Annotated in this window: 7 protein-coding genes; 2 read left to right on the top strand and 5 right to left on the bottom strand. The window is 62.6% G+C overall.

Annotated elements, in window-relative coordinates:
• Positions 1–37 precede the first annotated feature (37 nt).
• Positions 38–868, bottom strand: a complete 831-nt coding sequence (locus ACTQ0H_RS07395; protein ID WP_441548021.1) for an HAD-IIB family hydrolase — start codon at positions 866–868, stop codon at positions 38–40.
• A gap of 75 nt (positions 869–943) precedes the next feature.
• Between ACTQ0H_RS07395 and rlmKL the strand changes: the two genes are divergently transcribed.
• Positions 944–3,511: a bifunctional 23S rRNA (guanine(2069)-N(7))-methyltransferase RlmK/23S rRNA (guanine(2445)-N(2))-methyltransferase RlmL gene (gene rlmKL, locus ACTQ0H_RS07390; RefSeq protein ID WP_441048916.1), complete on the top strand. Its 2,568-nt coding sequence runs from the start codon at positions 944–946 to the stop codon at positions 3,509–3,511.
• A 95-nt stretch (positions 3,512–3,606) separates the two neighbouring features.
• Here the strand turns inward: rlmKL and ACTQ0H_RS07385 are convergent, their stop codons facing one another.
• The 4 genes from ACTQ0H_RS07385 to ACTQ0H_RS07370 all read right to left on the bottom strand — a co-directional run bounded on the left by ACTQ0H_RS07385 (position 3,607) and on the right by ACTQ0H_RS07370 (position 9,194).
• The gene (locus tag ACTQ0H_RS07385; RefSeq protein WP_370450656.1) at positions 3,607–4,320 is read right to left on the bottom strand and encodes a response regulator; all 714 of its coding nucleotides are present in this window, start codon (positions 4,318–4,320) and stop codon (positions 3,607–3,609) included.
• A gap of 4 nt (positions 4,321–4,324) precedes the next feature.
• Positions 4,325–5,950 carry a sensor histidine kinase gene (locus ACTQ0H_RS07380; RefSeq protein WP_441548020.1) on the bottom strand — a complete coding sequence of 542 codons (1,626 nt, stop codon included), beginning with the start codon at positions 5,948–5,950 and terminating at the stop codon, positions 4,325–4,327.
• A 188-nt stretch (positions 5,951–6,138) separates the two neighbouring features.
• Positions 6,139–8,166 (bottom strand): KUP/HAK/KT family potassium transporter, encoded by a 2,028-nt coding sequence (locus ACTQ0H_RS07375; RefSeq protein ID WP_441041416.1) that lies wholly within the window; start codon positions 8,164–8,166, stop codon positions 6,139–6,141.
• A gap of 158 nt (positions 8,167–8,324) precedes the next feature.
• Positions 8,325–9,194 carry a nitroreductase family protein gene (locus tag ACTQ0H_RS07370; RefSeq protein WP_441548019.1) on the bottom strand — a complete coding sequence of 290 codons (870 nt, stop codon included), beginning with the start codon at positions 9,192–9,194 and terminating at the stop codon, positions 8,325–8,327.
• A 213-nt stretch (positions 9,195–9,407) separates the two neighbouring features.
• Here ACTQ0H_RS07370 and ACTQ0H_RS07365 point away from each other — a divergent pair, with 213 nt between their 5' ends.
• Positions 9,408–11,708 (top strand): LTA synthase family protein, encoded by a 2,301-nt coding sequence (locus tag ACTQ0H_RS07365; protein ID WP_441548018.1) that lies wholly within the window; start codon positions 9,408–9,410, stop codon positions 11,706–11,708.
• Positions 11,709–12,152: the final 444 nt, after the last annotated feature.

The raw sequence follows: 12,152 nt of genomic DNA, 5'->3' as shown, positions 1-12,152 counted from the left end.
ATGGCCGGGTCGCCCCCCCTGCGGGCGACCCGGCCATTTATTCAATCAACCCAAAATGCCGCATCGCTGTGACGGTGCCGTCGTGTGCGACATCGTCGGTCACGTAGTCGACGACCGCCTTGACCTCGGGCATGGCGTTGCCCATGGCGACAGCCGTCTCGACCGCAGCGAGCATGCCCAGGTCGTTGCCCGAATCGCCGAAGCCAAAGGTGCGCGCATTTCCTTCGCGGCCCAGATACGCCAGCGCTCGCGCCACGCCCACGCCCTTGTCAATACCCTTGGGGCTCAGCTCGCGATTCTGGCCACCGGTGTTGCACAGCTCAAACTCGCAATCGATAAAGCCGTCATCATTGGCTACGCGAGCCAAACTGGGCACACTGAGGCATACCTTGCCCACGCGCAGACTGCCGTCGACGCGCATTTCCTCGGTGCTGTGCACCACAGAAGTGCCGATCAGAGACGACTGCTCAACGCCCACAGGCTCCAGGGCAAAAGTAGCCACGTTGGTCTCGAAAAAGGCCTCAATCCCTGCCGCGGCCATACGACGCGCAAGCTCCTCGATAACGTCCTCGTCAAAGCAGTCCTCGTGTACCACGCGTCCCTCGACCTCGAGCGTGGCGCCTGCCATGGCCACGACGCCCGCGGGGTCGAGCGCACGCAGGCTATCGGCGATAAGCCACAGGGGGCGACCCGTGCAGATAAATGCCTTGTGCCCTGCATCGCGCAGTGCACGAAACGCCTCAACCACCGTCTGCGAGGGGCGAACCGCCGAAAAGTCCTTATCGGTCATATCGTCGGGATCGAACGACGTCAGCGTGCCGTCCACGTCAAAAAAGAGCACGGCGGAATCGGGGCACGCATCAATCATATGGGTTCCTTTCGGGGATGAGGGCAAACGAAGCATCCATCATATAATGGAGCGACGCAACCAGAGAGGTCACCCATGGAATTTTACGCAAGCTGCCCCGAGGGCTTTGAGTCCGCACTCGCCGATGAGCTTAAACGCCTCGGGCTTTCGCATGTCCGCCGGCTGAAGGGCCGCGCTACGTTTGAGGGCGAGCTCGAAGAAGGCTACCGCGCCTGTCTGTGGTCGCGCCTGGCGAGCCGCGTGTTCGTGGTTCTTGGGCGCTTTGAGGCGCAGGATGCCGACGAGCTGTACGATAGCGTTTACGACATCGCCTGGGAGAACATCATCCGCCCCGGCGCAACCATCGCCATCACCGCCCGCGGCGTGACCGAGCAGCTGCGCAACACACGCTTCTCTGCCTTGCGCGCCAAGGACGCATTGTGCGACCGTCTGGCCGAAACCACGGGCCGTCGCGCCGATGTCGATGCCGCCGATCCCGATGTTCACCTGCTGCTTTCGCTGCGTCAGCGCCGCGCGAGCATCAGCCTGGACCTTTCGGGCGACCCGCTGTTCAAGCGCCTGCCGCCCGCAGCGACCCGCGCCGGCGAGGGCGCGCACGTGCTGCGCCCCGACTACGCCGCCCTGGTGCTGGCGCAGGTCGGCTGGACCGCACTATGCGAGCGCGAGTTGACGGCCGACGATTACGAGAACGAAGCCCTGCCCACGCTGATCGACGCCTCGTGCGCCGGCGGCGGTCTGCTGCTGGAAGCCGTGAACATTCTGACCGACCGCGCCCCGGGCGCTGCACGCGAGCGCTGGGGCTTTGAGGGCTGGCAGCCGCACGACGCCGCCCTGTGGGAGCAGCTGCTTGCCGAGGCACGCGAGCGCGAGGCGGCGGCGCGCGAGCGCCAGGCGCGCATCGTCGCCGTGGACATTGACCCCGCTGCCCGCAAGACTGCCGAGCGCATGGTCAAGTGCGCCGGCTACAAGCGTTTTGTCGACTTTTGCGCTGCCAAGCCAGCCACCGTGCTGGACCATGCAGGCGCTGTTGCCGGTGCCGCCATGGTCGCAGACACCACCGAGACCCCGCTTTCGCTCATGCACGACGCCATGACGCTGGTCGGCGAGCTGCGCCGCGCGCCCGAGCTTGCCGCGGCGCCGGTCGCCGCGCTCACCCGCGATGGATTGCTGGCCCGCTCGCTCCACGCCGAGCCCGAGCGCTCGATCGCCGTCATGCCCAACAACGAGGAGGCGACCGTCGAAGTCTGGCCGTCGCTCGACCACGCCGCCGCAGCGTTTGAGGCTGCGACCAGCGCAGATGCCGAGGCCGAGGTTGCGGATACCAACGAAGTCAACGACAAAGCCGCCAGCACCCCCATGCCCGAACCTGCCGCCACACTCGACCTGGGCGACGGCAAGCCGCTGCCCGTGCTCATCCCCGAGTCCGAGCAGTTCGCCAACCGCTTGCGCAAGAACGCCCGTCTGCGTCGCAAGTGGGCAAAGCGCGAGGGCGTGAGCTGCTACCGCGTCTACGATGCCGACCTACCCGATTACTCCGCCGCCATCGATCTATACGAGGGCTGCCCGCAGACGCCGGGCCGCTGGCTCGTCATCGCCGAATACGCCGCGCCCAAGACCATCGATCCCGCGCTTGCCCAGGCCCGCATGCTCGACATTCTGGCCATCGCGCCGCGCATCCTAGATGTTCCCGCCGAGCACGTGCACGCCAAGGCCCGCATGCGTTCGCGCGGCGGCTCGCAGTACGGCAAGCAGGGCGCCGGCAAGGGCGGCTCGGGCGAGCGCGCCAATATCGCACGCCGTCGTCTGCCGCTCATCGAGGAGGGCGGCCTTACCTTTGCCGTCAACTTTGACGACTACCTGGACGTCGGCATCTTCTTGGATCACCGCGTCACCCGCAACCTGGTGCGCGAGCACGCCAAGCAGGCGCGGCGCTTTCTCAACCTGTTCGCCTATACCGGCACCGCTACCTGCTATGCGGCAGACGGCGGCGTCGAGGAAACTGTGACGGTCGACCTCTCCAACACCTACCTGGACTGGGCCGAGCGCAATATGCGCCAGAACGGCTTTGTTGGTCCGCAGCATCATTTTGTGCGCGACGACGTGCTTGCCTGGATTCGCGTCCAGCGCCAGACGCGCAACCGCTGGGACCTGATTTTTGTCGATCCGCCCACGTTTTCGAACTCATCAAAGATGGGCCGCCGCACCTGGGACGTCCAGCGCGACCATGTTGAGCTTTTGGCCGGCGTATCGCGCCTGCTCACACAGGGCGGCCACGCCATCTTTAGCTGCAACCTACGCGGCTTCCGCCCCGAGACGCGCAAGCTCGCGCGCGCGGGCGTCGTGCTAGAGGACATTACGGCGCAGACCATCCCCGAGGACTTTGCGCGCAACCAGAAGGTGCACCATTGCTATATCGTGCGCCGCCTACCCATCGAGGACGCCATGGCCGAAGTCGGCTTTAGCGCCGAGGAGATTGCAGAGCGAACCGAAGAGCTGCGCAACCCCGAAGCCCGCAAGCCTCGCGCAACGGCGCCCGCGCAAGCGCAGGCCGGAGACCGAGGGTCGCGCGGCGACGGCAAGCCTGCCTGCGCCGGCAAGCCCAAAAAGAAGAAGTTCTACGCCAGCAAGCCCAAGGGCAAATAAACAAAATTGCGGTGGAATGCGGACTGTTTTGCCTGGAATTAGGCAAATTTAGACCGTATTTCACCGCAACTCATATTGGGATGGTGGTTGGCGATCTAGCCCTGGGTGACCAGGCGATAGCCGATACCCACGTGCGTCTGGATATAGCGCGGATGCGCCGGATCGGACTCGATCTTCTTACGCAACGTGCCCATAAAGACACGAAGGCTCGCCAGGTCGCTCTTAGTTGCCGTGCCCCAAATCTCGTGCAGGATAAACTGGTGCGTCAGCACCTTGTCGGCGTTGTGCGCCAGCAGGCACAAGAGCTTGTACTCAATCGGCGTCAGATGCAGCTCCTCGCCATCCATCGTGGCGATGCCGGCATCAAAATCGATATGCAGCTCACCGGTATCGAACGAGCCCTCGGAGGCAACGCCACCCGTTTGCGCATACGAAAGGCGCCTGAGCGTCGTGCGAATGCGCGCGAGCAGCTCCTCGACCGAAAACGGCTTGGTCAGGTAGTCGTCGGCACCGGCATCGAGTGCGCGAATCTTGTCCGCATCCTCGCTGCGCGCCGAGACCACAATGATCGGCATGCCCGACCATGCGCGCACCGACTCCACCACCTTGACGCCGTCCATATCGGGCAGGCCCAGATCGAGCAGCACAATACTCGGTGCCTGCGATGAGGCGGCGGCGATGGCGGCATGGGCGGTCTCCACGGCCATATGGCGCAAGCCGTGCGCCTCGAGCGCGGCAACGATAAGGTTGCGGACGGCGGGGTCGTCCTCAACGACCAAGATGAGCGGTTTCATGGCAGAGTTCGACACAGCGTTACCCCTTATCAAACGAAACGTCGGCGGCGGGAAGCCCAATCGTAAAGACCAAGCCGTGCGGGTCCGCCGCGGCAACCTCTATGCTACCGCCATGCGCCAACATAATGGATCGACAGAGCGAAAGTCCCAAGCCCACGCTGCGATGGCTATCAGCCAAGCCATGGTTGACAGTGTAGAACGATTCAAAGATCCGGCCCTGCTCCTCGGGCGCAATACCGGGACCGTCATCGGCGACGGAACATGCCACCTGTCCATCGTTCGCCATAATCGAGATCACGATATGCGAGCCCGACGGCGTATAGGCAATAGCGTTGTTCACCAGGTTCACCACCAGCTGCACCATCAGGCGCGCATCGACGTTGACGAGCGCCGGCTCGTCGCACGGCACCACCTTAAGATCGTGCTCGCGTACAGCCGGATTCACGTGGCGCAGCGCCTCCTCGACGATATCGTCCATGAGCTCGAGCGTGGTCGACAGATGCATGCCGCCGCCCTCGAGCTTTGTGATGGCGAGCAAATTCTCGACGGTGGCGTTGAGCCATTGCGCATCCGAACGAATGGAAAGGAGCATGCTGCGGCGCGTCTGGCTATCGAGCACGGCCGTGCCGGTCGAACCCTGGTCGAGTAGCACGTCGGCATTGCCCGAAATGCTGGTAAGCGGTGTGCGCAGATCGTGCGAGATGGAGCGCAGCAGATTGGCGCGCAGCTGTTCGTTTTTGGCGAGCACCGCCGCCTCCTCGCGGGCCTCCATGGCGCGGGCGCGATCGAGTGCCAGCTCGCCTTCGCTCACGATGGCGTCGGCAAGTGTCCGTTCCTCGTGCGTCAGCACGTCGGGCTCGGCAACGATAGCCAGCACGCCCACCACCGAGGCGGGGTCGCCCGAGCGCACGAGGCCGTCGCCCGTGCAAACCGTCAGGTAGATGCCATAAAACGCCGAGCCGCCATAGGTGGCATCGAGCGGCGTTCCCACATAGGCGGACGCCGAGAGCCGCGGCGGCATCTGGGGCGTCAGCTGGTGCACCGGCGAGGCGTCACCCACGGCCGTGTACGTCGCACGCGGCAGCAAGTCATCATCGTCGGCGTCGGCGCTGTACCACACGACCGGACAGCCCGAAAGACGCGCCAGCTGCGTTGCCATGGCATGCACAATCTGCTGCTGATCGGAACACCGCTGCAGCATGCGGTTGGTCTCGAGCACCATATGCGTGCGACGGTCGCTGGCGGCAGCCTGTGCCAAGGCGCGGCGCAGGGCCAACGCAATCGAGCTCGACACAAGCGAGACCACAAACATGATGAAGAACATGCCGGGATAGACGCGGTCGATAAACGATAGCGAGCAGCGCGGGTCGACAAACAAGAAGTTGTAGAGCGCTACGGCGGCAGCCGAGCTCAGCAAACAATACAGGCGGCTCCAGGTAAAGAATGCGCACAGCTGCACGGCGAACACATAGACGATCATGATGCTCGGTGCGAGACCAGGATGGTCGAGCAGCGCACCCACAATCGTCGCCGCGACCAGCAGCCCCGCCGATACGCAGGCGTCATACAGAGGGCTGCGACGTGTCAGCGTTGTGCGCCGCCACCAAAAGCTATCGGCAATATCGCCGTCCGCACGGACGTCCATCGGCACCCCGCCCCTCTCTTAAAAACAAAAACCACCACAGAGGGGACAGCACCTTTGTGGTGGTTTCCCTTGTGGTGGTTCCAAGTGTATAGCCTTTGCAGTCTGCGGTCGTTAGACAAACAGCACGTGCGCGAGCAGGGCACACACTCCTGTCCATCGAAGGCCAACTCCATGCAACCTGTCGGCGACTACGGGCGCTCGTTGGGGGCCAGGCGCTGCATCTTGTTCACAGCCTTGAACTTGGTGAACAGCGGCACATACTCAAAGCTCACGTTGGAGTTCTCCAGGCCATACCAGCGCGCCGGCGTACCGGCAAAGCGGCGGATGATGTACTTGAGCGTGATGGCCGTGCGCTCGCTCGGCTCCACGTCACTCTCGGGCGCCAGGAGCTTGCGGATCATGACGAACTTAAACGTACCGATGTTGCCCGGATCCTTGTAGACCGAGTAGTCATGCACCTGCGGCGGCAGCTCGCCAGTGGCGGCCAGATCCTGAACAACCTGGCGCAGGTAGGCGTTCACGCGCTGGTTAACCTTGTAGCCCAGGTACAGATGCACGCGGAAAACATAGTCGGTGCCAAACGTCTCGACCGAATAGGCAAAGGTATGCGGTTCGTCCATGGTCTCGACGTTCACGAACCACCAGGCGCGGGCGCGCTTGGGATGCTTGTCCAGAATCGAGTAGACGATATCGCGGTCGATGTAGTCGGTATTGGTGTCCTTGGTCAGGTACACGATGTTGTCGCTCATAAGCTCATAGCGATCGTCGTCGCGCAGGCGCTTGAGCTGCGGCAGATAGCTGCGCAGCGGCAGCAGCGTAAACTGACGCCGCTCGACCGCCGTGCCGTTGTACCAGCACAGCATAACGCCCATGATGAGCATGGCCATAAGAATAGTGAAATAGCCACCGTGGAAAAATTTGGTGAGCGAACTCACAAAGAAGAAGCCCTCGAGCATAAGGAAGAACACAACGAAGATATACGGGACGACCTTAAGGCCGCGATCAACATGCAAGTAGAAGAAGAGCAGCAGCGTCGTGCACATCATGGTCAGGGTGATCGCCAAGCCGTAGGCGGCCTCCATGTGCGCCGAGCTCTGGAACAGCAGCACCACGATGACGCAGCCCACAAGCATGACGTTGTTGACCATGGGAATATAGAGCTGGCCCTTGGTCTCGGCAGGATAGAAAACCTGCATATGCGGCATGAGGTCCAGGCGGCTGGCCTCGGACACCAACGAGAAAGCGCCGGTGATGAGCGCCTGCGAGGCAATGATGGCCGCGACGGTGGAAAGGCCGACGGCAAAGGGACGCAGGCCCGGGGTAAGCATCTGGTAGAAGGGGTTGAGGTCGGCGATACCCATGAGCTCCGGGTTGCCGGCGTTGTTGATAAGCCACGCGCCCTGGCCCATGTAGGACAGCAGCAAGCAGCACTTAACGAACGGCCATGTTGCGTAGATGTTGCCGCGGCCCACGTGGCCCATGTCGGAATAAAGCGCCTCGGCACCGGTGGTGGCGAGGAAGCAGCTGCCCAGAATCATGATGCCCGCATGGTTGTTGGGGCTCAACAAAAAGGCGATGCCGCGCACCGGGTTGAGGCACAGCAGCACGGCGGGGTGCTGGAAGACAAAGAACAGACCCGTGCCGCCCAGGAACAGGAACCACAGCGTCATGATGGGGCCAAAGGCGTGGCCGATCTTGGCCGTGCCGATGCGCTGCACCAAGAAGAGCGCAATGATGATGGCAAGCGTGATGGCCACGACGCGGGCCTGATCGTCGCCCAGCACGGCATGGACTGCCGGAATGGTGCGCAGGCCCTCGATAGCCGTAGTCACGGTAACGGCAGGCGTGAGGATGCCATCGGCGAGCAGTGCCGCGCCGCCCAGCATGGCGGGGATGATGAGCCATTTGCCGCAGCGCTTAACCAAGCTGTACAGAGCAAAGATGCCACCCTCGCCATGGTTGTCGGCGCGCAGCGAGATGAGCACGTACTTGACGGTCGTCAGCAGCGTGACCGTCCACACGACGAGCGAGAGCGCGCCGAGCACGAACTCCTCCGTGACGCTTCCGATGCCGCCGTTGCCGGCAACGAGCGCCTTGGTTACATACATGGGGCTGGTGCCGATATCGCCATACACCACGCCCAGCGTGACGAGCATCGCCGAGATGCTCACAGGAATCGCAGCGTGCGAGGCTGCCTCCTTGGCCTTTTGTTCCATAAGCCGGTTTCCTCCCAACTTTAACGTTCGAGGGGATTATAGATAATCACCCCATGTTTTAATGCACTGTTTTCCCAGCTAGATAAACATTTATACGGCCTTTAGGCCACCGCGGCGATATGGAATGCGACAAAGGGACTGTCCCTTTGTCACATTCGTCATTTTCCGAGCCAGTTTTTGAACCACCACTCCATGGATCGGCCCATCTCGGCCATAAAGGGGCTCGTGTGCTTGCGGGTGTAGATATCCACGACGCGCTCCCCCACCTCGCGGGCATGCGGACGGAACATCGCGTCCATCTCGGCCACCTGCGCATCCATGGTCGCGGCATCGGCGCGGCGATAGCGCTCCTCGTGCACCAGGTTCACCACGGGATGCGCAATCGCCGGGCGCTCCTTGCGGGGCGTGCCGATGATGAGCATCGACAGCGGCATGGTATAGGGCGGCAAGTCCAGCAGCGCAGCAACTTCCTCGGCGTTCTCGACGACATCGCCGATATAGCAGCTCCCCAGCCCCAGGGCCTCGGCGGCGACCACGGCGTTTTGGGCAGCGATCACGGCATCCTGCGCCGCGATGGCAAAGTCGCCTAAACCCGGCGCGCGGCGGGGCGCCTTGCCCGTGCGCTCGACAAACTCGGGCTCAAAGCAACCCACGTGCTCAAACAGATCGATCCACTTGGCATAGTCGACCACAAATATAAGTGCCCAGGGCGCCTTGGCGATCATGGGCTGGTGGTCGCACAGGTCGGCCAGGCGATCGAGCGTTGTCTGCTCGCGGATACTCACGATGGAATACATCATCATGGCGCCTGCCGACGGCGCGCGGCTCGTCGCATGCAGAATCGCCGCCCGCTGCTCGTCGGTCACCGCTACGGGACGGTCGTTGTCATCGCGCGCAAAAGCGCGCGTGGACGAACGGTGCTCCAAAATGTCCAGCACCGCGTTGCCCGTGGTCTCGACCGGATAGCCGCCCGTGCCCATGCCAGCGCCCACGTCGCCCGCACTCGTCATACAAACCTGCTCGTTCATCGCCTCAACCTCGCCATTTCTTTAAGAAGCCTTTACGTTTCCGTGTAATTCCCGTCCATTATCGCGCAGGTCGCCACTACATTGCGCCACACCGCCACACATGCGCGCTAATATGGCTGGTTGTTGTGCGCAGCCACCAATCGCAGCGCATATCTTGGTAACAATCGGGTAAACCCCCGCTTTCGTAGTTTTAAGTTTGTGAGGAGTCTCAGCATGTTCGCAGCCGCCATCTCGCTCGTCGGTCTTGCGGCGACCGTCTTCCTTGTCTTGCGCGAGGCCAAAGCCATTCGCGCGCAGTCGGGCACCGTTGCCAAGGGCGCTCTTGGATGGAGCGTCGCCTTCGGTCTGTTCCAGGTCTTTTTGACCATTTGGGGCGCCATGGGCCTCGTCGCCCAAAACGAGCCGCTCGCCTTTGTAATGCTCGTTCTGACCAACGCCATCCTCACCGGCTGCGCCTGGGCCAGCATCGCACGCGACCGCATCGCCCCGCGCGTCTTTGCGTTCGCCGCGCCCGACGCCCCCGCCCCCACCGGCAAACTCGCCCGTCTGCGCGGAGCCTTTGTGGGCAAACCGCTCGTCGCTGCCGTCCTGTGCCTGCTGCTCGCCGGCGTCTTTGCGCTGCTGGGCATGGAGGTCTCGTCCAACCACGACTTTACCTGGGTCTACCCCCTATGCATACTGCTCGAGTGGGCCATCATCACCACGCTCATGGTCGGCCTGTTCTTCCTGTTCCAGCGCCGCGGCGCAGCTCCCGCCGTCCTGGCCTTCGCCCTCTTTATCCTGGGCATTGCCGAGTTCTTCGTCATCACGTTTAAATCCATGCCCATCCAGCCGGGCGACCTTTCGGCCATCTCCACCGCCGCCGCGGTCGCCGGCAGCGGCTACACCTACTCGATCTCGCTGTTCTGCGTGCTGTCCATGGGCTTTACCGCCATCGCCATGCTGCTATGCGAGTACGCCGGCCTGGTAGCACCGCACCGTCAGAAGGGCGCCGCCAACGCCAAGCGCATGCTGCTCACCAACCTGCTCGTAGCGGTGCTGTGCCTGGGCGGCGTGACCGCGCATGTCACGCTTATCGACTACTACAACACCCTCGGCATCACCGTCTACACCTGGCGCCCGCTCGAGAGCTACTGGCGCGAGGGCTATCTGCCTGCCTTTATTAGTGCGGCACAGTCCATCAAGCCGCCCAAACCCGCCAACTACTCCGCCGACGACGCCAAGGCAACGCTCAAAAAGTATGCCAAGGCCTATGACAAGTCCGATGCCGCCACAAGCGACGCCCGTACCGCCGCCCAAGAGCAGTTCGATAGCGAGAAGCCCACGGTCATCGCCATTATGAACGAGACCTTCTCGGATCTTTCGATCTATCAGGAGATGCACGCCGGCTACGAGGGCCCGCAGTACTTTAAGAACCTGTCCGACTGCCTCAGCCGCGGCAAGCTCTACGTGAGCGCCTACGGCGGCGGCACCGCCAATACCGAGTTTGAGTTTATGACCGGCAACTCCATGGCCAACCTGGGCTCGGGCGTGTACCCCTACACCATCTACAACATGGAAACGACCGGAAACCTGGCAGAGCAGTTCAAGTCGCTCGGATATTCCACAACGGCCATGCACCCCAACCACGCAACCAACTGGAACCGCGAGAACGTCTACAAGGACTTTGGCTTTGACCAGTTCCTGTCTATCAACGACTTCCAGGGAGCCGACACCTTGCGCGGCATGGTGACCGACCAGGCAACCTACGACAAAATCCTTGAGCTGCTCAACCAGAACGCCGACCCGCAGTTCATCTTTGACGTGACCATGCAGAACCACTCGGGCTACGATACGGGCCTGCTGCCGGCAGATAAGCAGATGCACCTGAACATCGACACGACCGATCTGGACGCCAAGACCATCGAGGACGGCACACTCTCCGATGTCGACGAGTACGTCTCGTGCATCGAGCAGTCCGACCAGGCGCTGCGCTACTTCCTCAATGCCCTGCGCAATCTCGACCGCAAGGTGGTCGTGGTGTTCTGGGGCGACCATCAGCCGTTCTTCCCGTCCAAGTTCAACGATAAGTGGTTTACCGGCGAGGACGACGCTACGCATCAGGAGCGCCTGTGGCAGACCGACTACATCATCTGGGCCAACTACGACGTTGCCGGCTGCGACCAGACGAGCGAGGTCGACGACCTGTCCATCAACTACCTGTCCACCCAGCTGATGCAGCTGGTCGGCGCACCACTGACCGACTACCAGAAAGCGCACATGACGCTGCGCAAGTCGCTGCCCGCCATCAACTCGGTGGGCTACGAGGACGCTAGCCTGCGCTGGGCGCTCTCCTCCAACGTCACCGGCGAAGACGCCGTCGCCGCAGCGGCCACCAAGGCGCGCGAGGATTACGCCAAGATGCAGTACTACGAGATGTTCCGCGACGGCAAGAACGTGTACACCGAACACCTCCAGACCGAGGCCAACGAGACCGACCCCAACCTGGCGCCGGGTACGACCAAGATCAAGTAGCGGGGATCAAGTAACGGGGTCGGGGGCCCGAATCGGCGGCAGGCGGAGGTACGGGAAAGGTCTGCTGCTCAAACAGTCCTGCGCAAGACGGGGGCCACATTAAGTGGCCCCCTTTGCGTGCGGAACTCGCGACAGACCTTTCCCGTGCCTTCGCCTGCCGCCGCCCCTCACCCGTTGCGGGTTGAGTGGGCTGATAAAGAAACTGCGCTCACCTCATGGTAGAAGCGTGGCCTGTCATGCGAATCGCGGAAACTGTGTCCCAGAATTCACGTCCGGAGTGGGATGCAGTTTCCGCTTGAGGGCCTGTTGGGAAAGCGCATCCCACTTCAAGAGGGGACTGCGGACAAAAAGTTGGACCGTTGAGGTCCGGAACGGAGTCCGCATGGCATACAGTAGGAGAATGGTGGAGAGGGCCAGGGCGCTTCGCGGCGCCGGGCTCACCGT

The sequence above is a fragment of the Collinsella sp. LCP21S3_A3 genome (assembly GCF_052118905.1).
Taxonomy (GTDB): Bacteria; Actinomycetota; Coriobacteriia; order Coriobacteriales; family Coriobacteriaceae; genus Collinsella.
The sequence above is the reverse complement of the archived record's forward strand: the minus strand, read 5'-3'. Positions and strand labels throughout refer to the sequence as shown.

Bases quoted from the DNA above. Each gene is read 5' to 3' on its own strand.
- rlmKL (WP_441048916.1), top strand. From the start codon at position 944: ATGGAATTTTACGCAAGCTGCCCCGAGGGCTTTGAGTCCGCACTCGCC.
- ACTQ0H_RS07370 (WP_441548019.1), bottom strand. From the start codon at position 9,194: ATGAACGAGCAGGTTTGTATGACGAGTGCGGGCGACGTGGGCGCTGGC.
- ACTQ0H_RS07365 (WP_441548018.1), top strand. From the start codon at position 9,408: ATGTTCGCAGCCGCCATCTCGCTCGTCGGTCTTGCGGCGACCGTCTTC.
- ACTQ0H_RS07375 (WP_441041416.1), bottom strand. From the start codon at position 8,166: ATGGAACAAAAGGCCAAGGAGGCAGCCTCGCACGCTGCGATTCCTGTG.
- ACTQ0H_RS07380 (WP_441548020.1), bottom strand. From the start codon at position 5,950: ATGGACGTCCGTGCGGACGGCGATATTGCCGATAGCTTTTGGTGGCGG.
- ACTQ0H_RS07395 (WP_441548021.1), bottom strand. From the start codon at position 868: ATGATTGATGCGTGCCCCGATTCCGCCGTGCTCTTTTTTGACGTGGAC.